Consider the following 26,173-nt stretch of genomic DNA (forward strand, 5'->3'; position numbering starts at 1 on the left):
AGAGCGGACGTGACAGCAGGGTGCCGACGCAGGAGAGTCGTTCCGTTGCGAGCGAGCCTCGTCCTCGCCGGCGTCCTGGGCATGGCCGTCGCTCCGGCGAGCGCGCAGGCGCCGCTGCCCCTGCCGCTCGCCCTTCCCCTGACCGGAGCCGGCGGCGATCCGCAGACGGCGATCGCCCAGTCCCGGACCTCGGATCAGGTCTCCGTCACCAACGAGGGCTCGATCCAGGACGTTCTCGGGCCCTACGGCGATCCGTTCGGCCTGCGCGCCGCACTCGCGCAGCGGGGGATCACCTACGTTCTCACCTATATCGGCGAGGGCCTGTCGAACGTGTCGGGCGGCCTGCACCGGGGGGCGACCTTCGGCGGCCGCCTGGATGCCTCCCTCGACATCGACCTCGACACATTCGCAGGGTGGAGCGGCGCGCGCTTCCACACCGACTTCTTCCAGATCCACGGCCACGGCCTGTCGCGGCGCTTCGTCAACAACCTCACGACGGTGAGCGGCATCGAGGCGCTGCCCTCGACGCGGCTGTTCGAGCTGTGGATCGAGCAGCGCTTCTTCGACGACCGGTTCTCGGTGAAGGTCGGGCAGATCTCGGCGGATACCGAGTTCGCCATCGCGCAGACGGCGGTGGTGTTCGTCAATGCCGGCTTCGGCTGGCCGAATGTCGGCGCCGTGGCGATGCCGAGCGGCGGCCCGATCTACCCGCTGGCGACCCCCGCCATCCGGCTGAAATACGAGCCGACCGCGCAGCTCTCCTTCCAGGGCGGATTGTTCAACGGCGATCCGGCCGGCACGCCGCCGCTCGGCGACGAGACCGATCCGGAGCGGCGCAACCGCACCGGCACGAATTTTCGCGTCGACGACCCCGCCCTGCTGATCGGCGAGGTGGCCTACGCCTATCGGAGTTTTCCGGGCACGGAAGGGCTGCCCGGCACCGCGACGCTCGGCGGCTGGTATCATTTCGGCCGCTTCGAGAGTCCGCGCCTCGACGAGGTGCGCGGGCGGCTGCTCGCCGACCCCGAAGCCAGCGGCATCGCCCGGCGCTTCCGCGGCGATGCCGGGCTCTACGTGATCCTCGACCAGACGATCTACCGGGAGACGGGCGCGCCGAACCGGGGCGCCTCGATCTTCGCGCGGTTCTCGGCCGTGCCGAGCGACCGCAACCTGATCGACCTCTACGTGGATGCGGGCTTCGCCTACCGAGGTCTCTTTGCGGGCCGCCCGAACGACACGCTGGGCTTCGGCGTGATCCATTCCCGCATCAGCCCGGCCGCCCGCGCCTTCGACCGCGACACGCTCGTCTTCTCGGGAGCGGGATCGCTGCGCAGCAGCGAGACGGTGTTCGAGGCGACCTATCAGGCGGAGCTTCTGCCCGGCCTCACCTTACAGCCGGATCTTCAATACGTCATGCGCCCCGGCGGCGGCCTCTCCGACGAGCGCGGGCGGCGCCTGCGCAACGCCACGGTGCTGGGTCTGCGCGCGACCGTCAACTACTGACGGTTCTGACCGGCCCTGCCGTCACGGACGCGGCGGGGTGGAGGTGATCGGCTGGGAAGCCGCCCCATCGGCACCGCCGTCGTTCAGGGTCTCGACGAAGGCGATCAGGTCCGCCTTCTCCTGCGCGGTGAGGTGGAGCGGGCGGATGTCGGGGGAGCGGCTCGGCCGGTCGATCCCGCCGCGGTCGTACAGGTCGATGACTTCGGCCAGCGTCGCGAGCGATCCGTCGTGCATGTAGGGCGGGCGCCGGGCGACGTTGCGCAGGGTCGGCGTCTTGAAGGCGTGGCGCAGGGCGGTCGAGGTCGGGAAGAAGCGGCCTCGCCCGGGATTGCCGTCCGGGGCGACGCCGATGTCGTGGAACGAGCCGTCGGTGAAGTTCCAGCCGGAATGGCAGGCGGCGCAGTTGGCGCGGCCCTTGAACAGATCGAAGCCCCGCCGGGCGGCGGGAGAGATCGCCCCCGCGTCGCCCTCCACCCAACGGTCGAACGGCGCCCGACCGGCGACGATCAGGCGCTGGAAGGTGGCGAGCGCCTGTTCGACGCGGGTCGGCGTGACCGGCGGCTGGTCCGCAGCGGTCTCGGGAAACGCCTCCCTGAACGCCGCGACATAAGTCGGATCCGCCGACAGCCGCCGGACCATCTCCTCCGGCGGCATGTTCATGTTGCCGGGCGCGGTCAGCGGCGTGCGGGCGACCGATTCGAGCCCGCGGAACTTGCCGTCCCAGCCGTAGATCCCCTCCGTCCAGGCGACGTTGAGCAGCGTCGGCGTCCGGAAATCCATGAGGCCGCCGTCGCTGCGTGGCGCGCGGGGGGTCGAATCCGTCCAGTCCTGTCCCGGAACGTGGCAGGTGGCGCAAGTCCGCTCGCCGTTGCGCGACAGGATCGGATCGAAGAACAGCGCGCGGCCGAGTTCGGCCTTGGCGGCCCGGTAGGGGTTCTCCTGCGGAAACGGGATGGCATCCGGGCGCCGGTACGGGACCAGGTCCGCCGAACGGTCCGGCTCACCGGTCGTCGCGACCGCCCAGCCTCCCGCAAGGATCGTCAGGAGGGCCGCGACCGCCCCCACGAATGTCCGCGCCATTCCAACCTCGACAGCGTCGATTTTGGTGGCTTGAGCTTAAAGCCGAGTAAAAATGCAGGCAGGGCAGCGTGCAGAACGAAGCCCTCGGCGCGCTGCGAGCGAATCCTCGACCGGAAACGGACTCTTCGAGCGTCGGCGGAACCGTGTCGATCGCCGCGCGAACCTGGGCCTACTTCACCGCGACGAGAAGCTTCATCTTGGGATGGATGCCGCACAGGATGGTGAACTGCCCCGGTCGCGGGAAGGCCACGACGGTCTTGCTTCCGGGCCTCTGTTCCCCGGTGTCGAAGCTGAAGTTCGGGTTGTCGAGATAGGCGTGGTGGATGAGCTCGCCGTCGTCGTTGACGATCTCGATGGCTTGGCCGGCGTGCATGAAGATCGAGCCCGGCGCGAAAGCCCGCCCCTTCTGCGTCACCCGGTAGGGGGCCGCATCGCCGGTCAGCGCCCAGGCGGTTCCCGAAGCGGCGAGGACGGCGAGCAGCAGAGCGGCACCCGCGCGCCTCGGCGCGACCGCCTCTGTCCGGAGCGCGTCACACATCCCGTTTCCCCGTTGTCGAGGCGCCCCCGCGCGCGCCTGTCCTTCATTTTTCCAGTGCTGAGGTTGCGTTCACATTAACGGCACCGCGCGAAGCCTGCCGGCCATCCGGAAAATCGCAGATCTGGGAAATTACCTTAACGATTGCCGGTCAGGCTCGCGCCGTGAAGCGAACGGCTGCCCCATGAATGTCTCACGCCTTCCCACGGGCTCTGTACGGTGGCGCGTCGCCGACGCGGTCCTGCGCGGCGGGCGCACCATCCGCGGGCGCATCCTGCTCGCCTTCCTGATGCTGAGCGCGATCACGGCGCTGCTCGGCGGATACGCCGCGTTCGGCATCATGACCACGGGCTCGCTAGTCGACAAAACCTACGATCGCTCGCTGATGTCGATCAATTACGCGCGCGCCGCCGCTGCCGATCTCGCGGCGCTTCAGGCGGCGGTGGCCCGGGCCCGGCTCGCGGGCGACGAGGGGGATCGACGTACCCTCGAGGCGCGGATCGAGGCGCTCACGAAGTCCTTCGAGGAGGATCTCGAGGTCGCCGCCGAGCGCGCGCAGTCGGAGCGTGCCGGGCGGGAGGCCTCGGCGGCCAAGGACGCCGTGTCCCATTGGCTCGCCGCCCGGCGGGAGTTCGGCCCCGACCGACAGACGTCGGACGTCTGGCAGGCGCTCGATGCCCACGCCGCCGTGGCCGATCAGCATATCGACCTGCTCATCAACTTCACCGCCGGCGACGGCTTCTCGTACCGTCAGACCGCCCGCGCGATCGTCGCGCGCGACATGCGGCTCAGCATCGGTGCGACGGTGCTCGCCATCCTCCTCTCCGGCATCGTCGCGCTGCTGCTGTCGCGGCAGATCGTGCGCCCCGTGGCCGACGCCTCGACGGTCGCGAGCCGGATCGCCGCGGGCGAGTTGACCGTCACGGTGCCGGAGGGCGGCGACGACGAGTTCGGCGCGCTGCTGCGGGCGATGGCGGTGATGCGCGGCAACATCGCCGCCATGATGCAGGAGGAGGTGGCACAGCGCCGCTCGGCCCAGGGGCTGCTGGCCGACGCGGTGCAGGGTTCGATCGAGGGCATCGTCGTCGTCGATGCCGCCGGCAGGATCGCGCTGGCCAACGACCGGGCGGCCTCGCTGCTCGGTCTCGATCCGGCGGAAACGAGCCATCATCCCCTGTCCGGCTTGCGCGGCTCGGCCGTTGCGGACGCCCTGCTCGCCATGCCGGGCAACGCCACCGCGACCGCCGAGACGCGGTCCGGCGACGGGCGCTGGCTGCGCATCAGCCGCAGCCCGACGCGCGACGGCGGCTTCGTGGCCGTGTGCAGCGACGTGTCCCTGCTCAAGGAGCAGGAGGACCAGCTCAAGCGCGGCAATTCCCAGCTCGACGCGGCGCTGAGCAACATGCTCCAGGGCCTGTGCCTCTACGACGCCGAGGGCGGCCTGCTCGTCTACAACCGCCGCTTCTGCGACATGCTGGGGATCGACGCGGCCGTGCTGCGGCCGGGGATGAGCATCCGCGACGTGGCCGGGCTCGTCGAATCCGCCTCCGGCGACAACCGGGCCTTCGACCTTCTGATGGAGCAGCAGGGGCTGCTGCAGCGCGGCGTCAGCGGTTCCCTGTGCCGCTCGATCCGGACGGACTGCATCGTCTCGCTCAAGCAGCAGCCGACCTGCGAGGGCGGTTGGATCGCCACCTACGAGGACGTGACCCAGCGCTACGAGGCGGAGGCGCGGATCATCACCATGGCGCGCCGCGACGCGCTGACGGGCTTGGCCAACCGCATGGTGTTCGGCGAGCGCCTGGAGGAGGCTTCCGCCGGTCTCGCGGCCGGCATCGGCTTCGCCACGCTCTGCCTCGATCTCGACCGCTTCAAGGAGGTCAACGACACGCTCGGCCACCCGGTCGGCGACAGCCTGCTGCGCGGTGCCGCGGAACGGTTGCAGGGATGCCTGCGCGAGAGCGATCTGGTCGCCCGGCTCGGCGGCGACGAATTCGCCATCGTCCAGGCTGGCTCCCAGGTGCGCGAGGACGCCATCGCGCTGGCCCGCCGCCTGATCGCGGCCTTCCAGCAGCCGTTCGTGCTGGACGGCCACACGGTGGCAGTGGGATTGAGCATCGGCATCTCACTCGCGCCGGAGCACGGGACCAGCCCGGAAAAGCTCCTCAAGAGTGCCGACCTCGCCCTCTACCGCGCCAAGGCCGCCGGGCGCGGCGGCTGGTCGTTCTTCGACGAGGAGATGGACCTGGAGCTGCGCAAGCGCCGGGCCCTGGAGGGCGATCTCAAGCAGGCGGTCGGCAAAGGCGAGTTCGAACTCGTGTTCCAGCCCATCGTCAAGCTCGACCGGCAGCGGATCGCAAGCTGCGAGGCGTTGCTGCGCTGGCGCCACCCGGAGCGGGGCTACGTGTCCCCCGCCGAGTTCATTCCGCTGGCGGAGGAGACCGGAACCATCGGCGAGATCGGCGAATGGGTGCTGCGCAGGGCCTGCGCGGAGGCCGTGACGTGGCCGGGGAACCTCGGCGTTGCCGTCAACGTCTCCGCTGCGCAGTTCAAGAACGCCGCCGTGGTCCGGGCGGTGATGGATGCGCTCGCCGCGAGCGGATTGCCGCCGAACCGGTTGGAGCTGGAGATCACCGAATCGGTCCTGCTCAACGACAACGTGGCGACGCTGGCCACGCTCCACACCCTGAAGCGCCTCGGCGTCCGCGTCGCCATGGACGATTTCGGCACCGGCTTCTCGTCCCTGAGCTATCTGCAGAGCTTCCCCTTCGACAAGATCAAGATCGATCAGTCCTTCGTGCGCAGCCTCGGCGCGACCGGCAACGCGCGGCTGATCGTGCGCTCGGTGATCGGCCTCGGCCGCAGCCTCGGCATGACCACCACGGCGGAAGGCATCGAGACCGAGGCTCAGCTCGATCAGCTCCGCCTCGAAGGCTGCGAGGAGGGCCAGGGCTACCTGTTCAGCCGGCCCGTGCCGTCCGCACGGATCCGCGAGTTGGTCTCGACGCTCGGGCGCAACGCCGCCTGAGCGGCCGCCCGCCTCGGACACGGGCTGAGCGAACGCGATCGGCGCCTCGCGGTGCCCGACCGGTAGGCGATGAGGCTATGTCTCAGCAATTCCAAAACTATGCGCCATGATATGTTGGCACATCGCCAAAGCCCTATTCCCATCCCCACCCTCATCCTGAGGCGCCGCGAAGCGGCCTCGAAGGGTGTTCCAGATCCCGCGCGATCCCTGGAGCACCCTTCGAGGCCTCCGCTGCGCTCCGGCACCTCAGGATGAGGGGCGAGATGGGATCACCGCTGTCAAACAGGCTCTGAGCCCGCGGAGGCGGGCGCCGGCGACTGAGGCTGGCCAAGAAAACCAGGGCCATCGCTTCAAGCGATGGACCTGACATCGCCGCGGACATGTATGGCAACGTCGTCTCGCCGAGGCGACCGGGCGGATGCTGGCGGTGCGCCTGTCGAACGCCACCAACGATCCCGGCATGAAGGACATGTGGAGTTCCCTCATCGCCCGCCGCACCATGCATCAGCAGCAGTGGCGCGCGGTGGTCGAGGAACTGGGCGAGAAGGCCGACCGCTGATTCCACGACGGAGAGCACCGGAGCGGGATGAGACCCGTCCGGTGCCCTGTTGGTTTGCGCGGCACCGGCTTCACCGAGGCAGCCGATACCGCGCGGCTATGGCGTGAGGCCTCAGGCAGCCAGCCACTCGAACCGCTCGGCCGCGTCCCAGGCGCACGGGCCGCTCAGCACGGTGGCGAACACGGTGTCGAGCCGCATCCGCTCGGCCTCGACGACCGCGCCGTCCACCGCCACCGGACGGCAGCGCCCGTTCCAGCCCGGAGCCACGAAGTCCGGATTGTGCAGGGCGTGGTCGGAGGCTTGCGCGAAGAAGGCGCGGTCGCCGCCGTCGATGTAGCTCTCCGCCGGCAGGCCTTCCGCGAGCAGGATGTCGTGGCTGTCGAGCTCGACGTGCCAGTAGGTGACGCCGGTGCGCGGTTCACGGGTGATGGTGGTGCCGTTGATCAGGCACATGACGGGGACGAGCACGCCGCCTTCGTTGTCGGCGTCGGCTCCGACCAGCACCGGGTGACCCGGCGAGAGGAAGAGGTCGCGGGTGGGAAGACTCTGGCCGAAGGCGCCGGCCTGGACACGCACCGGCTGCTGGTGGAAGGGGAGCGAGCCGCGCCCGGCCTCGATCTCGCGGGAGCCGATCCAGGTGATCGGACGCAGGGCGCCGGAGGCAGTGACGGCCATGTCGCCGACCTGAAGATCCTCGACCGCGATCTCGCCGCGGTTGGTGCCGATCTTCGTGCCGGTGACGAAGCAGACGATGGTCGGGCTGTCGGGAGCCGTGACCGCACTCGTGTCGACCGAACTCGCGACGTTCAGGGTCGAAATCGTGCCATTCGTGACAGAGATGGCGACGGGCGTCTGGAGATTGCCGCCGGTGACGCTGAAATAGTAGATCGGCTCGACTGCCCCCTGAGGCAGGCTGAAACCGAGATAGGTGCCGGTGAGGCCGGTACCGACCAAGTTGGCCGTGTTGGCATCGATCGTCACGGTGCTGCCGGGCAGATCGATCGCGCCGGTTACGGTGATCTCCTGCGCACCGCTTGTCAGACTCGTGCCCGTATATTGCGGCCCGGCTATGGGTGTATTTGTAAAAAGGCCAGTCGAAGACTGCCCAGCACCGAAGGTGGTCGCGAATGTTTCAGCCATTTTTGCCCCGCATTCATGTTTGTGCAAGGCATTGATCGGATAATAGACCGGCTTCGACCATCCTCGGAATGAGAAATATCCTTCCAGAAACTGGTGACGCAATTTGCAAAGGTATTTTCCAATCGGTATATATAATTTGTTATTGATCAGAATGAATTATAACAATTGCGAATTACTTATCTTGGGATGGTGCGGAAATCTCGTGCGCAACCATTTCTGTCCGTAGCTGCCGCGATATCAGCCACGAGAGCCCTCGTTCCCCTACTGCGACACGGCAGCCGACCGCATTGCCGGATACGCTTTGCCCCGCCCAGCCGGGGTACAGGCCCATCACCATCGGGGAAGAGGCGGCAGGCACGGGCGGGGATCGACGCGGCGACTTATCAGCGGCCCGTGCCGAATGGCGTGACGAAGGAAGTGTCGCGCAATAGGCGGGTGACGGCGTTCAAGGCCGCGTCGCGAGCCAGACGACGTGGCGCGGCCCGCTCGTACCGCACGCCGGGAGGCGGACTTCTTCGAGGGCGAAGCCGAGGCGCCGGAGCCGCGCCTTGAACTTGCGATCCGGCGAACCGGACCAGACGCCCAGCGTACCGCCGGGCTTGAGCGCCCACTGTGCCCGCTTCAATCCCCACGCGTCGTAGAGCCGGTTGTTGGCTCGCCGCATCAGCCCTTCCGGACCATTGTCGACATCGAGCAGGATGGCATCCCATCCCGCGGGCTCGGACTGAATCAGGCGGTTCACGTCCGTTTCGCGCAGCTCGACGCGCGGATCGTCCAGGCAGCCGTCGAACACCGGAGCAAGCGGTCCGCGCGCCCAGGCCGCGACGGCCGGGACGAGTTCGGCGACGACGATCCGGGCGTCCGGTCCCAGCGCATCCAGGGCGGCGCGAAGCGTGAAACCCATCCCGAGGCCGCCGATCAGCAGGCGGGGCGCCGGCCGGTCGGTGAGCCGCGCGCAGGCCAGAGAGGCCAGGGCTTCCTCCGAACTGCCGCGGGTGCTGTTCATCAACTCGATGGTGCCGACGACGATCGAGAACTCGGCGCCTCGCTGCATCAGGGAAAGGCTCTTGCCGCCGCCGGGCACGAGGCTGGTCTCGACATGCACCCAGTCGTTCATCGCTGCCTTTCTCGGCCGAGCGCCGAACGACGTGCGTCTCCCTGCTTCAAGACGCGTCCCGGGGAGAGGGTCGAAACGGAAAAGGGGTCGGCTCGATGCCAACCCCTTGATCCATCAACGGAATTCTCTGGTACCACCGCCCCGGCTCGAACGGGGGACCCCTAGATCCACAATCTAGTGCTCTAACCAACTGAGCTACGGCGGCCCATGAGGGGGGGACTTATCCCGAGGCTCGCGGCATTTCAAGCGCCTTGAACACACCTGTCGGCGGATCGCGGCGATGATCCACCGGTGCGAGAGCGCTCCGTGCCGAAGGGGGTGCCGGCTCGGCACGAAAGAGCGCGTCGAAACGAACACTCGGGAACCATGCTCGATTGCAAAGCGATCCGACACGGTTCTAGACCGCGCGCGCATGGCCCACCGGCCTCGATTCCGGCCCCAGCCTTTCGCGAGTGCGATGAGTCCGTCTCCATCCCCCTCCGCCGTCCCCTTGGTTCAGGCGCCGGTGCGGCTCAGGGCCTGGGTCCGCGGCAGCGAGGTGGCTCTCGTCCTGCTCGCCGCCGCGACGGGCTGCATCGGCGGCCTCGCCGTCGCGGCGATGAGTGGGGCGACCCAGTTCCTGCGCGAAGCCCTGTATCGGCTCCCCGCGGGCCAGCGCCTCAGCGGTCTGACCGCCCTTCCCGGCGAGGGGCTGATAGGCTTTCCCTTCCTGGCGCCGGCGCTGGGTGGGGCCGTCCTCGGCCTGCTGCTCCTGCTCTCGACGCGGGGCAGCCGCAGCCGCAGGCGCCCGGTGATCGATCCGATCGAGGCCAACGCGCTGCACGGGGGACGGATGTCGCTGCGCGGCTCGCTCGACGTCGCCGTGCAGAACGCCGTCTCGAACGGTTGCGGCGCCTCCGTCGGACTGGAGGCCGGCTACACGCAGGTCGCGGCCGGGATCGCCTCGCGCCTCGGCCTCGCCTTCGAGATGCGCCGCTCGGACCTGCGTACCCTGGTCGGCTGCGGTTCGGCGGCGGCGATCGCCGCGGCCTTCGGCTCGCCGCTCACCGGCGCCTTCTACGCCTTCGAACTGATCATCGGCACCTACACCATCGCGACGCTCGCCCCCGTCGTCGTCGCGGCTCTGTGCGGCAGCGTCGTCGCGCGGGCACTCGCGCCGCAGGCCGCCCTCGTCGATGTCGGCGCGCTGGCGCTCGCCAGAGGCACGGCGGTGGGTGCAGGCGACACGCTGCCCTGCCTCGCCCTCGGACTGATCTGCGCCGGCCTCGCGGTGCTGCTGATGCGCGGGGTGACGCTGGTGGAACGGGGCTTTCGCGCCTCGCGCCTGCCGGCGCCGCTGCGACCGGTCCTCGGCGGCCTGTGCGTCGGCGGCCTTGCGCTCGCGACGACGCCCCAGGTGCTCTCGGCGGGGCACGGCGCGCTCCATGTCCATCTCGCGCCGGACGCGGCGGCCGGACTCGGCGCGCTCGCCGGGCTCGTCGTCGCCAAGGCCGCCGCCTCGGCGGTGTCGATCGGATCGGGCTTTCGCGGCGGCCTGTTCTTCGCCTCGCTGTTTCTCGGCGCACTGGTCGGACGCCTGTTCGCCGGATTCGTGCCGATGCTCTGGCCGGGCTTCGAGGCCCTGAGCCTCGCGCCGGTCGGCTACGCGGTGGTCGGCATGGGCGCCTTCGCCGTCGCGATCGTCGGCGGGCCGCTCACCATGACCTTCCTCGCCCTGGAGATGACCGGCAGCTTCCCCGTGACCGCGCTGGTTCTCGCCTCGGTGATCGCCTCCTCGCTGACGGTGCGGAAAATCTTCGGCTACTCCTTCGCGACCTGGCGCTTCCACCTGCGCGGCGAGAGCATCCGCAGCGCCCACGATGTCGGCTGGATGCGCAGCCTGACGGTGGGGCGGATGATGCGCAAGGACATCCGCGCGGTCGCCCTCGACACGCCGATGGCGGCCTTCCTGCACGTCCATCCCCTCGGCTCGCCCTCCCGCGTCGTCATGGTGGATGCGCAGGATCGCTATGCCGGCGTGGTTCTGGTGCCGGAGGCCCATGCCCGGGCGGCCGAGAACGGCGGCGCGTTGCCCCGGCTCGCCGACGTGGTTCGCTACCCGGATGCGTTCCTGCTCGCGGACATGACCGTGAAGCAGGCGGCGGCGGCCTTCGACGGGGCCGAGAGCGAGGCGCTGGCGGTGCTCGACGGTGCGGAGAGCCGCCGGGTCATCGGGCTTCTGACGGAGAGCCACACGCTCAAGCGCTACAGCGAGGAACTCGATCGCCAGCGCCGCGCGATGCTCGGCGAGACGGCGTGAGCGCGCCGCGCGTCCGGCCGTGCTATCGACGGCGGCATGACCCTGCGCCCGATCCTCGCCGGCCTCGCCTTCACGCTCGCCCTCGCGGCATCGGCCCGCGCCGATTCCTGTGACGGCCTGACCGTGAGGCTGATCCGGGGGACCGGCGCCGCGCTGGCCGGGCGCACCGGATCGCTTGTGGTGTTCCGCGCCGTCGATGCCGACCGGATGAGCCTCGATTGCGCGGCGCCGCGGCGGCTGCTGTTCCGCTCGGATCGCCGCGAACCGCCGCGCGCCTTCTTCGTCCTGATCGGCCTCGCGGCGCGGACGCTGACCGGCGCTCCCGCGGACGCCGCCGAAGCGCTTGCCCTGCGCCTGCATGAGGACAGCCTGCTGACCGGCGAGCCGCAGCTCGGCCGCACGGGCGGCGCGGTGCTGCGCTGCGATCCCGGCGATCGGGCGGACGGCCTGAGCGCCGGCAGCCTCTGTCGTCTGGCGCAGGATCGTCCGCCCCGCAGGTCCGATCGCGGGGCGAGGCTTTCCCGTCCGGCGGGGCCGGGCTAGAGCGGACGAATGCCCGAGACCGCACATGCACCGAGCCCCGTCGTCCGAGCCGGCGACGTCGCCTTCGCCAACCACCTGCCGCTGGCGCTGATCGCCGGCCCCTGCCAGCTCGAAGGGCGCGACCACGCGCTCGAAGTCGCCGCCGCTCTCAAGGAGATGGCGGATCGGCTCGGCATCGGCCTCGTGTTCAAATCGTCGTTCGACAAGGCGAACCGCACCTCCGGGCGCTCCGCCCGCGGCGTCGGGCTCGACGAGGCGCTGCCGGTCTTCGCCGAGATCCGCGAGAGCCTGGGGCTTCCGATCCTGACCGACGTGCACGCGGCCGAGCAATGCGCCCGGGCGGCGGAGGCCGTCGACATCCTGCAGATCCCGGCCTTCCTCTGCCGCCAGACCGACCTGCTGCTCGCCGCCGCCGCGACGGGGCGGGCGGTCAACGTCAAGAAGGGGCAGTTCCTCGCCCCGTGGGACATGGCGCACGTGGCCGCCAAGGTGATGCAGGCGGGCAACCCGAACGTCATCGTCACGGAGCGCGGCGCGTCGTTCGGCTACAACACGCTCGTGTCCGACATGCGCGCGCTGCCGATCATGGCCCGCGTCACGAACGGCGCACCGGTGGTGTTCGACGCCACCCACTCGGTGCAGCAGCCGGGCGGGCAGGGGGCCACGTCGGGGGGCCAGCGGGAGTTCGTCGCGGTGCTCGCCCGCGCCGCGGTTGCGGTCGGCGTGGCGGGCGTGTTCATCGAGACGCATCCCGATCCCGACCGCGCCCCCTCCGACGGGCCGAACATGGTGGCGCTCGCCGACCTGCCCGCCCTGATCGAGACGCTGATGGCCTTCGACCGCCTCGCCAAGGCCTGATACCGTTTCCGCTTGATCGCTTCGGGTTTCGCCCCCCGTCATCGCGAGCGGTAGCGAAGCGATCCAGGGCGCGACCGGTCCGGAAAGGGCGCGCCCTGGATCGCCACGGCTTCGCCTCGCGATGACGCAGGAGAGGCCGAACTCATCAACCGGATGGCGTATGAGACCTGCGCGCCGGATGGGCTTCAGGTCTCGTTCAGACGACGCAAGCTATCCGGAATGCAGTTCGGGATGGAGGCCGAGCCGGATACGGTCTTCGTGGCGCCCGGCGCCGGTGGGAACATTCGGCCAAGCTCGGTGTTTCGTCGTCAAGACACTTCTCGATTGGAAAGCATCCTATGCGAAAGCTCGCTCTCGTCACCGCCGCCCTGATTTCCGTCGGCACGCTGACCAGCACGTCCGCCGACGCGCGTCCCTACGGTCGCGGCTACGGTCATTCTCACGGCCACTATCACGGTGGCTACGGTCCGCGGGCCTATTACGGCGGTCGCCGCCGCGGCATCGGTACGGGCGCGGCCGTGGGTCTCGGCATTGCCGGTCTGGCCGCCGGTGCGATCGCTGCCGGTGCGGCGCGCGACGCCTACGCCCGCGACAGCTATTACGGCCGCCCGGCCTACGGCGGCTACTACGATTACGGCTACTGAGGCGGCAGCTTCGGTCGAGTGAAGGGCGGCCGGTCAAACCGGCCGCCTTTTCTTTGTCCGCAAAACATCCCGACTTCTTCAGGAAGTGTGAAACCCTGTCTGACCGGCCGCCGTGTCTTCGTCAGGCCACGGCAAGGCGGGAGGAAAGCCCTGCTCCAGCCCCACCCTCATCCTGAGGTGCCGGAGCGCAGCGGAGGCCTCGAAGGGTGCTCCAGATCCCGCGCGATCCCTGGAGCACCCTTCGAGGCCGCTCACGCGGCACCTCAGGATGAGGGTCGAGATGGGAGCACCGCAGTCAAACAGGCTCTGATACCGTTTCCGATCGATCACTTCGGGTTTCGCCATCCTCCGTCATCGCGAGCGGCCGCGAAGCGATCCAGGGCGCGACATCTCCGGAAAGGTTGCGCCCTGGTTGGCCACGGCTTCGCCTCGCAAGGATGCAGGACAGGCGAGGTCATCAACCGGATGCGTATGAGCCTCGCAGAAGCGTCCGGGTTGCACGAGCCCCATTGTCGCGGCAGTTTGCGCCGCGTCGCAATGAGGCAGGGGGAATCATGCCCGTCATCGCAGCCATCGTCGGAGCGTTCATGACCGGGCTGATGTACTATTTCATCTACGGCAACGGCATGGAGCAACTCGACCGCTATCTCGGTGACCGGCGCAACACCAAGCTCCGGGCGAAGAGCGAGGCCGCCTTCCGGTCGGCCCCGTTGCGAGCGATCCGCGATCCCGCCGACGCGGCCGGCGTGCTGATGCAACTCGTGGCGCTCGCTCGCGGCACGCCGACGCCGGATCAGGAGGCGGCGATCGAAGCGGAGTTGCGCAGGATCGTGGCTCCGAACGACGACGTGCCCGCGCGCCTGTCCTACATCCGCCACGCCGCGACCCAGGCCTCGGACGCCAACACGGCCATCGACCATCTGGCGCCGCTGCTGCGGGAAAAGCTCGACCCGTCCGAGCGCGACGACCTGGAGCGGATGCTCGAAGCCGTGGCCGTCGTCCATGGCGGGCCGATCGAGACCCAGGAAAAGATGATCGCCCGCACCGTCCGCGTGCTGGCCGAGCAGCACTGACGGACGCGTCAGCCGCGGCCGCGATAGGGCGCGACACCCTGCTCCGGCAGCCAGACGGATTTCGGCGGCTCGCCCGTCTGCCAGAACACGTCGATCGGGATGCCGCCGCGGGGATACCAGTAGCCGCCGATTCGCAGCCAGCGCGGTTCGAGCAAGGCGACGAGCCGCCGACCGATGCCGACCGTGCAATCCTCGTGGAAGGCGCCGTGGTTGCGGAAGGCGCCGAGATAGAGCTTCAGCGACTTCGACTCGACCAGCCAACGATCCGGCACGTAGTCGATGACGAGAGTCGCGAAATCCGGCTGGCCGGTCACCGGGCAGAGCGAAGTGAATTCCGGCGCGGTGAAGCGGGCGAGGTAGTCGGTGTCGGCGTGCGGGTTGGGCACGCGGTCGAGCTGCGCTTCGTCCGGCGAGGCCGGGAGCGCCGTCGGGCGGCCGAGCTGCTTGGCGTGGTGTTCGATCGAATCCATGGCGTGCCTATACGCGTCGCGACCGCGACCGCCTATTGCCTGCGGCGAATGTCGGGGCTTCGGACGGGCTGACCAAGCCGACTCAAGAAAAATTTCGATCCTTCGGAGAATTTGTAGGACTTGGCTGCCTTTCGCAGGTCGCCGGGCGCTTGCCGACGTGTCGAGGTTGGCGGATAAGCCGGCCTCGCAAGAGCGTCGCAGGACGCGCGGGCCTCGACGGCATCCGTGAGACGACCCCGCTGCGACGCAACCGCAGGAGCGCCCATGACCGCGATCACCAACATCGCCGCCCGCGAGATTCTCGACAGTCGCGGCAACCCCACCGTCGAGGTCGATGTCCTGCTGGAGGACGGCTCCTTCGGACGCGCCGCGGTTCCCTCGGGCGCCTCGACCGGCGCCCACGAGGCGGTCGAGCTGCGCGACGGCGACAAGAGCCGCTATGCCGGCAAGGGCGTGCTCAAGGCGATCGATGCGGTGCAGACCGAGATCCTCGACGCCATCGGCGGCATGGATGCCGAGGATCAGGTCGCGGTCGACGAGGCGATGATCCATCTCGACGGCACGCCGAACAAGGCGCGGCTCGGCGCCAACGCCATCCTCGGCGTCTCGCTCGCGGTCGCCAAGGCGGCGGCCGAGACGGCCGGCCTGCCGCTCTACCGCTATGTCGGCGGCGTGCAGGGCCGGGTGCTGCCGGTGCCGATGATGAACATCGTCAACGGCGGTGCGCATGCCGACAACCCGATCGACTTCCAGGAATTTATGGTGATGCCGGTCGGCGCCGCCTCGCTCTCGGACGCGGTGCGGATGGGCGCGGAGATCTTCCACACCCTGAAGGGCGCGCTGAAGAAGGCCGGCCACAACACCAATGTCGGCGACGAGGGCGGCTTCGCCCCGAACCTGCCTTCGGCGGAAGCCGCTCTCGACTTCGTGATGGAATCGATCGACGCCGCCGGCTTCAAGCCCGGCAGCGACGTGGTTCTGGCGCTCGACTGCGCCTCGACCGAGTTCTTCAAGGACGGTGCCTACCGTTACGAGGGCGAGGGCCGGACCCGCTCGATCGAGCAACAGGTCGAGTACCTCGCCAAGCTGACGCAGGATTACCCGATCCTCTCGATCGAGGACGGCATGGCCGAGGACGATTGGGAGGGCTGGAAGCTCCTGACCGACCGGATCGGCAACCGGGTCCAACTCGTCGGCGACGACCTGTTCGTGACGAACGTCGAGCGGCTCGCCCGCGGCATCGAGACCGGCACCGGCAATTCGATTCTGGTGAAGGTCAACCAGATCGGCTCGCTGACCGAGACGCTCGCCGCCGTCGATATGGCCCAGCGCGCCGGCTACACCGCGGTGATGTCCCACCGCTCCGGCGAGACCGAGGACTCGACCATCGCCGACCTCGCCGTCGCGACGAATTGCGGGCAGATCAAGACCGGCTCGCTCGCCCGCTCGGACCGGCTGGCCAAGTACAACCAGCTCATCCGCATCGAGGAGGGCCTCGGCGCCCAGGCGCTGTACGCCGGCCGCAGCGCCATCCGGCAGCTCGCCGGCCGCTGATCGTCCCTCGCGGATCCAAAGGCGCGGAACCGCTTCGGAACGGTTTCAGTGTCCGGAAACGCTTTCTTCACCTTGACCGGGCGATTCTCCCGCCCGCCATGGTCATTCGTCGTCGCGTCCGCGCCATCGTCGTCCCCGCCGTCCTATGGGCGGTCTCGGCGCTCGTCGTCGGCTACTTCGTGCATCAGGCCGAAAGCGGAAGCCGGGGCCTGGAGGCCAAGCGCGTGCTCAAGGTCGAGGCCTACGGGCTGACCCAGGAGTTGAACGCGGCCAAGGCCGAGCGAGGGACGTGGGAGCATCGCGTCTCGTTGCTGCGCAGCGATCAGATCGATCGAGACCTCCTCGAGGAGCGCGCCCGCGTCGTTCTCGGCCGTGTCCAGGCCAACGATGTGGTGATCATCGATCCGTGAATTTTTATTCCTCTCAGAGCCTGTTTGACTGCAGTGATCCCATCTCGCCCCTCATCCTGAGGTGCCGCGTGAGCGGCCTCGAAGGATCCTCCAGATCCCGCGCGATTCCTGGAGCCCCCTTCGAGGCCTCCGCTCCGGCACCTCAGGATGAGGGTTCAGGATGGGAGTAGGACCTTCCCTCGCCTTGCCGTTGCCTGACGAAGACACGGCGGCCGGTCAAACAGGCTCTCAAGTTGATCTGGCCCAAAATTCATTTGCCGAAATTTATTTGCACTGTCTTTGCCGCTCGGTTGTCGATGCAAACGTGGCGGTAACAGCACTTGAGGGCTGTCAGCCTTCCCCTCGATTTCCGGAAGTCGCTGCCCTAGAACGCCCTCCAACAGCGAGTTTTCGGGAGGATGCCGATGGGTGCGGGCAGCGAGGCGGGGAAACCCGCGACGGGAACGGATGCGCCGCAGCATAAGCCCGCCCCGAACATCCCGCAGTTCACCAAGGACGAGGATCTTCACGCCTACCGCGAGATGCTGCTGATCCGACGCTTCGAGGAGAAGGCGGGCCAGCTCTACGGCATGGGCCTGATCGGCGGCTTCTGCCACCTCTATATCGGCCAGGAAGCGGTCGTGGTCGGCATGCAGATGGCCGGCGAGGACGGTGACCAGAACATCACCGGCTACCGCGACCACGGCCACATGCTCGCCTGCGGCATGGACGCGAAGGGCGTGATGGCCGAGTTGACCGGACGCCGCGGCGGCTATTCCCGCGGCAAGGGCGGCTCGATGCACATGTTCAGCCGCGAGAAGCAGTTCTTCGGCGGTCACGGCATCGTCGGCGCGCAGGTCGCGCTCGGTACCGGCCTCGCCTTCGCCGACGCCTACCTGAAGAACGGCAAGGTCAGCTTCACCTATATGGGCGACGGCGCCGCCAACCAGGGTCAGGTCTACGAGAGCTTCAACATGGCGGCCCTGTGGAAGCTGCCGGTCGTCTACGTGATCGAGAACAACCGCTACGCCATGGGCACCTCGGTGGCCCGCGCCTCGGCGCAGACGGATTTCTCCAAGCGCGGCCTCTCCTTCGGCATCCCCGGCGAGCAGGTCGACGGCATGGACGTGCGCACGGTCCGCGAGGCGGCGGCGCGTGCCATCGACCACGCCCGCTCGGGCGAAGGCCCCTACATCCTCGAGATGCAGACCTACCGCTACCGCGGCCACTCGATGTCCGACCCGGCCAAGTACCGGTCGAAGGACGAGGTCTCGAAGATGCGCGACGAGCACGACCCGATCGAGATGGTGCGCAAGCGCCTGCTCGAAGCGCACGGCGTGCCCGAGGCCGACCTGAAGAGCGTCGACGCCAAGGTCCGCGAGATCGTCAACGAGGCCGCGGACTTCGCGACCCACGATCCCGAGCCCGATCCGTCGGAGCTCTGGACCGACATCCTTCTGGAAGCCCGCGCCTGAGGCGCCCGACCGTCGACGCACCCGGATCGATAGAGCAGCGCACATGGCGACCGACATCCTGATGCCCGCCCTCTCTCCGACCATGGAGGAGGGAAAGCTCGCCAAGTGGCTGAAGAAGGAGGGCGATCCGGTCAAATCCGGCGACGTGCTCGCCGAGATCGAGACCGACAAGGCGACCATGGAGGTCGAGGCGATCGACGAGGGCGTGCTCGCCAAGATCCTCGTGCCGGACGGCACCGAGAACGTCGCCGTCAACACGCCGATCGCCATCATCGCCGAGGAGGGCGAGGACGTCTCGGCGGCGGCCGCGAGCGGCGGCAAGGGCGGCGGGAAGAGCAAGCCGAACGGCTCGGACGGCGGCGCGCCGGCGCCGACGCCCGACATGGATGCCGAGGGCATGGCGGAGAAATCCGCCGCCACCGCCAAGAGCGGCGAGGATGCCCCGAAGGCGTCGGCCGCGCCCGCCGTCGTCACCAGCAAGGCGCCGGACCCGGTGATGGAGGAATTCCCGGCCGACTCGCCGATGAAGACCATGACCGTGCGCGAGGCCCTGCGCGACGCCATGGCCGAGGAGATGCGCAAGGACGAGGCCGTCTTCGTCATGGGCGAGGAGGTCGCCGAGTACCAGGGCGCCTACAAGATCACGCAAGGGTTGCTTCAGGAGTTCGGCGCCCGCCGCGTGGTCGACACCCCGATCACCGAGCACGGCTTCGCCGGCATCGGCGTCGGCGCCGCCTTCATGGGCCTGAAGCCCGTCGTCGAGTTCATGACCTTCAACTTCGCCATGCAGGCGATCGACCATATCATCAACTCGGCGGCCAAGACCCTCTACATGTCCGGCGGTCAGCTCGGCTGCCCGATCGTGTTCCGCGGTCCCAACGGCGCCGCCGCCCGCGTCGGCGCCCAGCACAGCCACGACTACGCCGCTTGGTACTCCAACGTGCCGGGCCTCAAGGTGATCGCGCCCTACACGGCGTCCGACGCCAAGGGCCTGCTCAAGGCGGCGATCCGCGATCCCAATCCGGTCATCTTCCTCGAGAACGAGATCCTCTACGGCCAGTCCTTCCCGGTGCCGGAGATCGAGGATCTCGTCCTGCCGATCGGCAAGGCCCGCATCCACCGCCCCGGCAAGGACGTCACCATCGTCTCCTTCTCCATCGGCATGACCTACGCCCTCAAGGCGGCCCAGGCGCTCGCCGAGGAGGGCATCGAGGCCGAGGTCATCGACCTGCGCACGATCCGCCCGATGGACAGCGCCACGGTGGTGGAATCGGTCAAGAAGACCGGCCGCTGCGTCTGCGTCGAGGAGGGCTTCCCGCAGTCCGGCGTCGGGGCCGAGATCGTTGCCCGCCTGATGGTCGATGCCTTCGACTATCTCGACGCGCCCGTGCTGCGGGTGACCGGCAAGGACGTGCCGATGCCCTATGCGGCCAACCTGGAGAAGCTGGCCCTGCCGAGCGTGGCCGAGGTGATCGAGGCCGTCAAAAGCGTCTGCTACAAGTAGATGTCGGAAAAGTTCGAAGAGCTGGAGATCCCGCCCGACGCCCTGGAACAGGGCGGGATCGAGATCGTGCGCGCTTCCATCGTCGACGGGGCCGTGAGCGTCGCGCTCCGCCGCGCCTTCGACGATCCGGCGACCTGGGGCCGCCTGCTCATCGACCTCGCCCGGCAGGCCGCCCGCGCCTATGCGCTGGAGACGGACAGCTCGGAGGAGGACGCCTTCGAACGGATTCGCGCCGGGTGGGAGGCCGAGGGCCTCGATCCGAACAACCCCCTCAACTGACCTTCCCTCTCAAGGCCGCTCGGGAACGACACGATGCCGATCAACGTCCTGATGCCCGCCCTGTCTCCGACCATGGAGAAGGGCAATCTCGCCAAGTGGCTCAAGAAGGAGGGCGACGCCATCAAGTCCGGCGACGTGATCGCCGAGATCGAGACCGACAAGGCGACCATGGAGGTCGAGGCGGTCGACGAGGGCGTGCTCGCCAAGATCCTCGTGCCCGAAGGCACGGCCGACGTTCCGGTCAACGACCTGATCGCGCTGATCGCGGAGGAGGGCGAGGACCCGGCGACGATCGAGGCGCCGAAGGGCGGTGCGGAGGCGAAGGCCGCGCCCGCCGAGCCCAAGGGCACCCCCGACCAGAACGCCGCGCCGGATGGCGCCCACGCCTCCTACGCCCGGGTCGATCAGGCGCCCGAGGGCGCCAAGCCGAACGGTGCCGCGCAGCCATCCGAATCCGGCGGCCGCGTCTTCGCCTCGCCGCTTGCCCGCCGCATCGCCAAGCAGGAAGGCGTCGACATCGCCGCGGTGAAGGGCTCGGGCCCCCACGGCCGGGTGATCCAGCGCGACGTGCAGGCCGCCATCGAAGGCGGGACCGCCAAGGCCGGCGCGCCGGCCAAGCCGGAGGCCAAGGCCGCCGCCGCGCCCGCGCCGGAGAAGGCCGCCCCGAAGGCGGCGCCCGCCGGCGGCACTCCGGCCGGCCTCGGCCTCGATCAGGTCAAGGGCTTCTACGAGAAGGGCAGCTTCGAGGAAGTGCCGCTCGACGGCATGCGCAAGACCATCGCCAAGCGCCTGACCGAGGCGATGCAGGTGGCCCCGCACTTCTATCTCACCGTCGATTGCGAACTCGACGCGCTGATGAAGCTGCGCGAGACGCTGAACGGCTCGGCCGGCAAGGACAAGGACGGCAAGCCGCTGTTCAAGCTCTCGGTCAACGACTTCGTCATCAAGGCGATGGGCCTCGCGCTCACCCGCGTGCCCGCCGCCAACGCCGTCTGGGCCGAGGATCGCATCCTGCGCTTCAAGCATGCCGAGGTCGGCGTCGCGGTGGCGATCGACGGCGGTCTGTTCACCCCGGTGATCCGCAAGGCCGACCAGAAGACGCTCTCCACCATCTCCAACGAGATGAAGGATTTCGCAGGGAGGGCGCGGGCCAAGAAGCTGAAGCCCGAAGAGTACCAGGGCGGCGTCACCTCGGTATCGAACCTCGGCATGTTCGGCATCAAGCACTTCACGGCCGTGATCAACCCGCCGCAATCGAGCATCCTCGCGGTCGGCGCCGGCGAGAAGCGCGTGGTGGTCAAGGACGGGCAGCCGACGGTGGCCCAGGTGATGACCGCCACCCTCTCCTGCGATCACCGCGTCCTCGACGGCGCGCTCGGTGCCGAACTGATCGCCGCCTTCAAGGGCCTGATCGAGAGCCCGATGGGGATGCTCGTCTAGGCGGCGCCGACGCCATCTCTCCTCCCCCTTGTGGGGAGGAGCCGGAGGTGGGGGTGGTTCAGGATGGAATGCAATCAGTGCCTTCTGCACCATCGCCTCCACCTGTCAGAAAATGACGCGACGCTTCTATCATCGTGAGGAGACGGCAGAACCGGATGCCGTGGAACGCGCCGCCTCTTCGTCCCGCCTCGGCCCGCGCTGCCGCTCACGCGAGCGTGCTGCGGCGGACGATGACGAAGCCGGAGAGGCGGCTCTGGCGGCATTTGCGCCGTCGTCTTCCAGTGAGAGGCTCGCACTTCCGAAGACAGGTCCCGATCGGTCCCTGCGTCGCTGATTTCCGCTGCCTCGCCGATACGTCTCGTCATCGAAGTCGATGGTGGACAGCACGGCTTCGATGTGCAGGCCGATGACGATATGAGGCGGAGCGCCGTCATGGAAGAAGGCTTCCGCATCCTTCGTTTCACGAAGGCCGACGCGATGCGGACCATCGATGTCGTCCTCGACACGATCCACCCTCGTCTTACCCGCGACCCATCCGTCACCGCCGGCCAAGCGGCCCCACCCCCACCCCCAACCCCTCCCCACAAGGGGGAGGGGAGCAGGAGCCTCTGATGTCCGAAACCTACGACGTCCTCATCATCGGCGCGGGGCCCGGCGGCTACGTGACCGCGATCCGATCGGCGCAGCTCGGCTTCAAGACCGCGGTGGTCGATCGCGAGCATCTCGGCGGCATCTGCCTGAACTGGGGCTGCATCCCGACCAAGGCCCTGCTGCGCTCGGCCGAGATCTACCACTACATGCAGCACGCCGCCGATTACGGGCTGTCGGCGAAGGAGGTGAGCTTCGATGCCGCCGCCATCGTCAAGCGTTCGCGCGGCGTGTCGGGCCGGCTCAACGGCGGCGTCGGCATGCTGCTCAAGAAGAACAAGGTCGACGTGATCTGGGGCGAGGCCGCGATCGAGGCGGCGGCCAAGGGCAACGAGCCCGGCAAGGTGACGGTCAAGGAGACGAAGCGGGCCGAGGCGCCGAAGGGGGCCAAGGGCGCCGGCACCTATCAGGCCAAGCACATCATCGTCGCCACCGGCGCGCGGCCCCGCGTCCTGCCCGGCATCGAGCCGGACAAGAAGCGGGTCTGGACCTATTACGAGGCCATGGTCCCGGAAAAGATGCCGAAAAGCCTGCTGGTGATGGGCTCGGGCGCCATCGGCATCGAGTTCGCCTCGTTCTACCGCACCATGGGCGCCGAGGTGACGGTGATCGAACTGCTGCCGCAGATCCTCCCCGTCGAGGATGCCGAGATCGCCGGGCTCGCCCGCAAGCGCTTCGAGAAGCAGGGCATCAAGATCCTCACCGGGGCCAAGGTGACGAAGGTCGAGAAAGGCCCCGATTCCATCACCGCCACGGTCGAGGACGACAAGGGCAAGACGCAGGCCCTCACCGCCGAGAAGCTGATCTCGGCGGTCGGCGTCGTCGGCAACATCGAGAATCTCGGGCTGGAGAAGGTCGGCGTGACCATCGAGCGCGGCGTCGTCGTCACCGACGGGCTCGGCCGCACCAACGTGCCGGGCGTCTACGCCATCGGCGACGTCGCCGGTCCGCCGATGCTCGCCCACAAGGCCGAGCACGAGGGCGTCATCTGCATCGAGACCATCAAGGGGCTGCACACCCATCCGATGGACAAGGGCAAGATTCCCGGCTGCACCTATTGCCACCCGCAGATCGCCAGCGTCGGCCTCACGGAGGCGAAGGCGAAGGATCTCGGCTTCTCGATCAAGGTCGGCCGCTTCCCCTTCGCCGGCAACGGCAAGGCGATCGCGCTGGGCGAGCCGGACGGCCTGATCAAGACGATCTTCGACGCCAAGACCGGCCAGTTGCTCGGCGCCCACATGGTCGGGGCCGAGGTGACCGAGCTGATCCAGGGCTACGTCGTCGCCATGACCCTGGAGACGACCGAGGAAGAGCTGATGCACACGGTCTTCCCGCACCCCACCCTGTCCGAGATGATGCACGAGAGCGTGCTCGACGCGTATGGCCGGGTGATCCACACCTGATCGGGTACGGTTTCGGACGAGATCGGCAAGCGCGCAGGATCGGGCCCATCGCCTTGATCCTGCGCGTTTTTCGGCGAACGCGTTCTGGCCTTTCCCGACCGCGGCGCGCGATGCGCGGGAAAACGATTTCCCGGTGGATGGTCGCAGGCCGGCCGGGGGAATACGCCGCGGTTGAACTTCTGAAACCCCATCCTCTCGTATACCAGCGGTCGTACGCCCCGGTTGCGAAGGCCGTCTTCCCCATGATCGTACGAGTTGTTCTGCTCGTCTTCGGGCTCGCCGTCGTCTATTTTTCACTCTCGACGTTGCGGATCCACCTCTACGTCATCCTGCTGTTGCTGTTCATGTGCGCCGGGCCGTTGAGCTACTTCATCTTCCGTGAGGAGCATGAGTAGACCGCGCTCCCAGGCCAGGACCGGACAGACGGCAGGCGAAGGAGCCACATCCCTCCTGCTCGGTCGATCGCGGTTTGTGTCAGCGCGGGCCGCCACTCCGGCGCATCGCGATCTCCTGGCCTTCCTGATGGATGGCACCCGACGGGGCGTCGCGTTCGTTCGGCACGGAATTCATGCCCTCGTTGGCGGCACGGGAGGATGGACGGCCGCGCGCAGCGTCATCGCTGCTGGCCCGTTTCATCGCCAGGGCACGCCGGGCGCCGGACACCGTTCGGCCGCGTGCCTCGGCCGAGCGGCGGCGCTCGTGCTCCCGGCTGACGCGCTTCACCGCTGCGGCGAGCAGGGCCGCTTTCTCGCGGCTGCCGGTATTGTCCGTGGCCGGGCTCGCGCCGGAGGGGGCCGCCTTGCCGCGCAGCTCGCGCCGCTGACGCCGGGAGACGTCTCGGGCCCGGTCACGGCGATCGCGCAGCAGGCGCAGCAGATCGGGCAGGGCCCTGTCGCCCTCGCGATCCAGTTCGGGATGATGTGAGCGCTTCACCAACTCGGTTTCGCCGGTGTCCAGAAATCGTTCCTCGCGGCGTCGCGATACGGACATGATGTCTCCTGTTGCGGTCGGTTTCCCTCGGGATCGGCGCGAGCCCAAATCGCGGGGCGGAGAACCTGCAAGCCGATACCCGTGATCCAACACCCGCTGGTCGGGATGGTTGCCCGACCGTCGGCTCGGGCGTCGGTGGCCGCGCTTCACGATGCGCTCAGCCGGCGCGCCGAGGTGATGCCCGGCACGGCCATCAGCGCCAGCAATCCGGCGGCCCCGAACAGCAGGGTATTGCCGAGCACGCGCCACGCCAGCACCCCGAGAACGCCGCCGGCGAGGAAGGCGGCGACCGTCACGCCGTAGAGACGCATCTTGCCGTCGTCCGGGCCCGGATGGACGCCGCCGCGCCGGGCCAGCCAATGGGCGAGGCCGATCCCGAGATCGGTGACCATGCCGGTCACATGCGTCGTTCGCACCCGGGCATCGGTGATCTGCGTGACCGTGGCGTTCTGGAGACCGAGCAGGAAACTCAGGCCGAGGGCGAGGATCGCGCCGCGAAGTCCCACAGGCAGCCACGGCGCGAGGGTGCCGAGGGCGGCCAGCAGCACCGCCTCCGTCAGCACGCTGTAGGCGTAGACGCCGCGCAGCCGGTGATGCCGGCCGGCGCTGATGAGCAGGGTGGCGCAGAGCGCACCGGCCATGAAGGCGGCCACCAGGGCCAGCGCCTGGAGCGCGAGGACGAGTTCGCCGAGCCCGAGATGGTCGGCGAGCGCCGAGACGTTGCCGGTCATGTTCGAGGAGAAGGTTCCGAAGGCGCAGAAGCCGGCGGCGTTGAGCGCGCCCGCAATGCCGGCAAACGACCAAGCGAGGCGCTGGTCGATCCGGAGATTGCGGGCATGGCCTTCTTGGATGAGCATCGGCGGGAAGACGCGTCGGCTGGGGCTGGGCGAGATCGCACCGACGCCATCCTACACCGGGTAGCGCCGATGCAACCGTCTCGTTCAGGCCCGCCGATCTTCGGAGCGGCATGACCGCTTCGGCGCCTGCATTCCGGTTCGGAAACCACCGCGGCGTCGCCGCGTTGGCTTCGCATGCGGGCGGTCCGCACGGGGCAGCGAGGGAGGCATGAGGATGCGAGCGATCCGGACCGGCTTGGTTGTCCTCGGAATCGGAATGTGGGGCGGGCCCGCCCTGGCCCAGACCGCCGCCGGAACGGGTCTCCCATCCGGCTTCACCGCACCCGGCCTGCCGTTCGGTCCCACCGCCACCGTTCCCACGGTGGCGGGCCCGACGCCGGTGATGGCCATCGCCAATCCCGGCGGGCTCAGCTTCGGCGGCGCTTCGAGCGTGGCGGGCACGGGTCTTGGCACGGGTCTTGGCGCGCTTGCGTCGTCCGGCACCGGCAATGCGGCTGGGCTGAGCTTCAGCGGTGGAAGCGCTTCGTCCAGCGCAGGCATCGGTGCCGGAACGGGTTCGGTTGGCGGCACGGTCGGGCAGGCCCGGCGGCAGCCCTTCGACGACGTCACCGGCAGCATCGGCTCGGGCGGGGGAGGGGGCGCGCCCGCGGGGGCCGGGATCGGCGGCGCGGGCTCCGGCCGTTCGCCCACCGATGCCTATTTCGATCCGCTCGCCGGGTCGGGCCTTCGCTGAACGCCCCGCTGCAACGGCGGTGCGGGATGTCCACAGCCTCGAACGATGCCGG

Annotated in this window: 23 protein-coding genes, 1 tRNA gene and 2 pseudogenes; 18 read left to right on the forward strand and 8 right to left on the reverse strand. The window is 68.8% G+C overall.

What is annotated here, in order from left to right:
• Nucleotides 1-81: 81 nt before the first annotated feature.
• Entirely contained in the window at nucleotides 82-1,503 is a 1,422-nt protein-coding gene (locus PGN25_19285; protein MEH3119660.1) for a carbohydrate porin, read from the forward strand.
• 21 nt (nucleotides 1,504-1,524) lie between these two features.
• Here the strand turns inward: PGN25_19285 and PGN25_19290 are convergent, their stop codons facing one another.
• Nucleotides 1,525-2,583: a c-type cytochrome gene (locus PGN25_19290; GenBank protein ID MEH3119661.1), complete on the reverse strand. Its 1,059-nt coding sequence runs from the start codon at nucleotides 2,581-2,583 to the stop codon at nucleotides 1,525-1,527.
• A 169-nt stretch (nucleotides 2,584-2,752) separates the two neighbouring features.
• Nucleotides 2,753-3,121 carry a hypothetical protein gene (locus tag PGN25_19295; GenBank protein MEH3119662.1) on the reverse strand — a complete coding sequence of 123 codons (369 nt, stop codon included), beginning with the start codon at nucleotides 3,119-3,121 and terminating at the stop codon, nucleotides 2,753-2,755.
• Between the two features lie 181 nt (nucleotides 3,122-3,302).
• Between PGN25_19295 and PGN25_19300 the strand changes: the two genes are divergently transcribed.
• Nucleotides 3,303-6,146, forward strand: coding sequence for an EAL domain-containing protein (locus tag PGN25_19300; protein MEH3119663.1), 2,844 nt, complete (start codon nucleotides 3,303-3,305; stop codon nucleotides 6,144-6,146).
• A gap of 365 nt (nucleotides 6,147-6,511) precedes the next feature.
• A pseudogene (locus PGN25_19305) lies at nucleotides 6,512-6,687 on the forward strand (manganese catalase family protein).
• Nucleotides 6,688-6,816: 129 nt separating this feature from the next.
• On the opposite strand, the gene PGN25_19310 reads toward PGN25_19305, so the two are convergent.
• The 3 genes from PGN25_19310 to PGN25_19320 form a co-directional block, all read right to left on the reverse strand.
• Entirely contained in the window at nucleotides 6,817-7,947 is a 1,131-nt protein-coding gene (locus tag PGN25_19310; GenBank protein ID MEH3119664.1) for a Hint domain-containing protein, read from the reverse strand.
• A gap of 343 nt (nucleotides 7,948-8,290) precedes the next feature.
• Nucleotides 8,291-8,962, reverse strand: a complete 672-nt coding sequence (locus PGN25_19315) for a hypothetical protein (protein MEH3119665.1) — start codon at nucleotides 8,960-8,962, stop codon at nucleotides 8,291-8,293.
• Nucleotides 8,963-9,090: 128 nt separating this feature from the next.
• Nucleotides 9,091-9,167 (reverse strand) — tRNA-His (locus PGN25_19320).
• A 252-nt stretch (nucleotides 9,168-9,419) separates the two neighbouring features.
• On the opposite strand from PGN25_19320, the gene PGN25_19325 reads away from it, so the two are divergent.
• From PGN25_19325 to PGN25_19345, 5 genes are all read left to right on the forward strand, one after another.
• Nucleotides 9,420-11,261: a chloride channel protein gene (locus PGN25_19325; GenBank protein ID MEH3119666.1), complete on the forward strand. Its 1,842-nt coding sequence runs from the start codon at nucleotides 9,420-9,422 to the stop codon at nucleotides 11,259-11,261.
• Nucleotides 11,262-11,297: 36 nt separating this feature from the next.
• Nucleotides 11,298-11,804, forward strand: coding sequence for a hypothetical protein (locus PGN25_19330; GenBank protein ID MEH3119667.1), 507 nt, complete (start codon nucleotides 11,298-11,300; stop codon nucleotides 11,802-11,804).
• A gap of 9 nt (nucleotides 11,805-11,813) precedes the next feature.
• Nucleotides 11,814-12,662, forward strand: coding sequence for a 3-deoxy-8-phosphooctulonate synthase (gene kdsA / locus PGN25_19335; GenBank protein ID MEH3119668.1), 849 nt, complete (start codon nucleotides 11,814-11,816; stop codon nucleotides 12,660-12,662).
• A 338-nt stretch (nucleotides 12,663-13,000) separates the two neighbouring features.
• Nucleotides 13,001-13,306: a hypothetical protein gene (locus PGN25_19340; GenBank protein ID MEH3119669.1), complete on the forward strand. Its 306-nt coding sequence runs from the start codon at nucleotides 13,001-13,003 to the stop codon at nucleotides 13,304-13,306.
• Between the two features lie 554 nt (nucleotides 13,307-13,860).
• Complete coding sequence (locus tag PGN25_19345) at nucleotides 13,861-14,379, forward strand: hypothetical protein (GenBank protein MEH3119670.1); 519 nt, start codon at nucleotides 13,861-13,863, stop codon at nucleotides 14,377-14,379.
• A gap of 8 nt (nucleotides 14,380-14,387) precedes the next feature.
• On the opposite strand, the gene queF is transcribed toward PGN25_19345, so the two are convergent.
• The gene (gene queF, locus PGN25_19350) at nucleotides 14,388-14,849 is read right to left on the reverse strand and encodes a preQ(1) synthase (protein ID MEH3119671.1); all 462 of its coding nucleotides are present in this window, start codon (nucleotides 14,847-14,849) and stop codon (nucleotides 14,388-14,390) included.
• A 264-nt stretch (nucleotides 14,850-15,113) separates the two neighbouring features.
• On the opposite strand from queF, the gene eno reads away from it, so the two are divergent.
• From eno to PGN25_19395, 9 genes and pseudogenes are all read left to right on the forward strand, one after another.
• Nucleotides 15,114-16,403: a phosphopyruvate hydratase gene (gene eno / locus PGN25_19355; protein MEH3119672.1), complete on the forward strand. Its 1,290-nt coding sequence runs from the start codon at nucleotides 15,114-15,116 to the stop codon at nucleotides 16,401-16,403.
• Nucleotides 16,404-16,501: 98 nt separating this feature from the next.
• A complete protein-coding gene (locus tag PGN25_19360) occupies nucleotides 16,502-16,813 on the forward strand; it encodes a septum formation initiator family protein (GenBank protein MEH3119673.1) in 312 nt (103 codons plus the stop codon).
• A 404-nt stretch (nucleotides 16,814-17,217) separates the two neighbouring features.
• Nucleotides 17,218-18,267 (forward strand): pyruvate dehydrogenase (acetyl-transferring) E1 component subunit alpha, encoded by a 1,050-nt coding sequence (pdhA, locus tag PGN25_19365; GenBank protein ID MEH3119674.1) that lies wholly within the window; start codon nucleotides 17,218-17,220, stop codon nucleotides 18,265-18,267.
• A gap of 43 nt (nucleotides 18,268-18,310) precedes the next feature.
• A complete protein-coding gene (locus PGN25_19370; GenBank protein ID MEH3119675.1) occupies nucleotides 18,311-19,771 on the forward strand; it encodes a pyruvate dehydrogenase complex E1 component subunit beta in 1,461 nt (486 codons plus the stop codon).
• Entirely contained in the window at nucleotides 19,772-20,050 is a 279-nt protein-coding gene (locus PGN25_19375; protein ID MEH3119676.1) for a DUF5076 domain-containing protein, read from the forward strand. It abuts the gene before it with no gap.
• A 33-nt stretch (nucleotides 20,051-20,083) separates the two neighbouring features.
• Nucleotides 20,084-21,490 (forward strand): pyruvate dehydrogenase complex dihydrolipoamide acetyltransferase, encoded by a 1,407-nt coding sequence (locus PGN25_19380; protein MEH3119677.1) that lies wholly within the window; start codon nucleotides 20,084-20,086, stop codon nucleotides 21,488-21,490.
• Between the two features lie 230 nt (nucleotides 21,491-21,720).
• Nucleotides 21,721-22,102, forward strand: a pseudogene (locus PGN25_19385) (DUF559 domain-containing protein).
• Nucleotides 22,102-23,541 carry a dihydrolipoyl dehydrogenase gene (gene lpdA / locus PGN25_19390; protein MEH3119678.1) on the forward strand — a complete coding sequence of 480 codons (1,440 nt, stop codon included), beginning with the start codon at nucleotides 22,102-22,104 and terminating at the stop codon, nucleotides 23,539-23,541. Before PGN25_19385 ends, lpdA begins: the two are co-directional and overlap by 1 nt.
• A gap of 242 nt (nucleotides 23,542-23,783) precedes the next feature.
• Nucleotides 23,784-23,936 (forward strand): hypothetical protein, encoded by a 153-nt coding sequence (locus PGN25_19395; GenBank protein ID MEH3119679.1) that lies wholly within the window; start codon nucleotides 23,784-23,786, stop codon nucleotides 23,934-23,936.
• Between the two features lie 79 nt (nucleotides 23,937-24,015).
• Here the strand turns inward: PGN25_19395 and PGN25_19400 are convergent, their stop codons facing one another.
• Together PGN25_19400 and PGN25_19405 are read right to left on the reverse strand one after the other, a co-directional pair.
• Nucleotides 24,016-24,531: a hypothetical protein gene (locus PGN25_19400; GenBank protein ID MEH3119680.1), complete on the reverse strand. Its 516-nt coding sequence runs from the start codon at nucleotides 24,529-24,531 to the stop codon at nucleotides 24,016-24,018.
• 146 nt (nucleotides 24,532-24,677) lie between these two features.
• Nucleotides 24,678-25,388 (reverse strand): YoaK family protein, encoded by a 711-nt coding sequence (locus tag PGN25_19405; GenBank protein ID MEH3119681.1) that lies wholly within the window; start codon nucleotides 25,386-25,388, stop codon nucleotides 24,678-24,680.
• Nucleotides 25,389-25,770: 382 nt separating this feature from the next.
• On the opposite strand from PGN25_19405, the gene PGN25_19410 reads away from it, so the two are divergent.
• A complete protein-coding gene (locus PGN25_19410; GenBank protein ID MEH3119682.1) occupies nucleotides 25,771-26,121 on the forward strand; it encodes a hypothetical protein in 351 nt (116 codons plus the stop codon).
• Nucleotides 26,122-26,173 lie beyond the last annotated feature (52 nt).

The organism is Methylorubrum populi, assembly GCA_036946625.1.
In the GTDB taxonomy this organism is placed as follows: domain Bacteria; phylum Pseudomonadota; class Alphaproteobacteria; order Rhizobiales; family Beijerinckiaceae; genus Methylobacterium; species Methylobacterium populi_C.

Coding starts and splice junctions, on each gene's coding strand:
- PGN25_19325 (MEH3119666.1), top strand. CDS start 9,420: ATGAGTCCGTCTCCATCCCCCTCCGCCGTCCCCTTGGTTCAGGCGCCG.
- PGN25_19295 (MEH3119662.1), bottom strand. CDS start 3,121: ATGTGTGACGCGCTCCGGACAGAGGCGGTCGCGCCGAGGCGCGCGGGT.
- pdhA (MEH3119674.1), top strand. CDS start 17,218: ATGGGTGCGGGCAGCGAGGCGGGGAAACCCGCGACGGGAACGGATGCG.
- PGN25_19340 (MEH3119669.1), top strand. CDS start 13,001: ATGCGAAAGCTCGCTCTCGTCACCGCCGCCCTGATTTCCGTCGGCACG.
- lpdA (MEH3119678.1), top strand. CDS start 22,102: ATGTCCGAAACCTACGACGTCCTCATCATCGGCGCGGGGCCCGGCGGC.
- PGN25_19290 (MEH3119661.1), bottom strand. CDS start 2,583: ATGGCGCGGACATTCGTGGGGGCGGTCGCGGCCCTCCTGACGATCCTT.
- PGN25_19400 (MEH3119680.1), bottom strand. CDS start 24,531: ATGTCCGTATCGCGACGCCGCGAGGAACGATTTCTGGACACCGGCGAA.
- PGN25_19300 (MEH3119663.1), top strand. CDS start 3,303: ATGAATGTCTCACGCCTTCCCACGGGCTCTGTACGGTGGCGCGTCGCC.
- PGN25_19380 (MEH3119677.1), top strand. CDS start 20,084: ATGCCGATCAACGTCCTGATGCCCGCCCTGTCTCCGACCATGGAGAAG.
- PGN25_19395 (MEH3119679.1), top strand. CDS start 23,784: ATGATCGTACGAGTTGTTCTGCTCGTCTTCGGGCTCGCCGTCGTCTAT.
- kdsA (MEH3119668.1), top strand. CDS start 11,814: ATGCCCGAGACCGCACATGCACCGAGCCCCGTCGTCCGAGCCGGCGAC.
- PGN25_19360 (MEH3119673.1), top strand. CDS start 16,502: ATGGTCATTCGTCGTCGCGTCCGCGCCATCGTCGTCCCCGCCGTCCTA.
- PGN25_19370 (MEH3119675.1), top strand. CDS start 18,311: ATGGCGACCGACATCCTGATGCCCGCCCTCTCTCCGACCATGGAGGAG.
- PGN25_19405 (MEH3119681.1), bottom strand. CDS start 25,388: ATGCTCATCCAAGAAGGCCATGCCCGCAATCTCCGGATCGACCAGCGC.
- PGN25_19410 (MEH3119682.1), top strand. CDS start 25,771: ATGGCCATCGCCAATCCCGGCGGGCTCAGCTTCGGCGGCGCTTCGAGC.
- PGN25_19345 (MEH3119670.1), top strand. CDS start 13,861: ATGCCCGTCATCGCAGCCATCGTCGGAGCGTTCATGACCGGGCTGATG.
- PGN25_19315 (MEH3119665.1), bottom strand. CDS start 8,962: ATGAACGACTGGGTGCATGTCGAGACCAGCCTCGTGCCCGGCGGCGGC.
- eno (MEH3119672.1), top strand. CDS start 15,114: ATGACCGCGATCACCAACATCGCCGCCCGCGAGATTCTCGACAGTCGC.
- PGN25_19375 (MEH3119676.1), top strand. CDS start 19,772: ATGTCGGAAAAGTTCGAAGAGCTGGAGATCCCGCCCGACGCCCTGGAA.
- PGN25_19330 (MEH3119667.1), top strand. CDS start 11,298: ATGACCCTGCGCCCGATCCTCGCCGGCCTCGCCTTCACGCTCGCCCTC.
- PGN25_19285 (MEH3119660.1), top strand. CDS start 82: ATGGCCGTCGCTCCGGCGAGCGCGCAGGCGCCGCTGCCCCTGCCGCTC.
- queF (MEH3119671.1), bottom strand. CDS start 14,849: ATGGATTCGATCGAACACCACGCCAAGCAGCTCGGCCGCCCGACGGCG.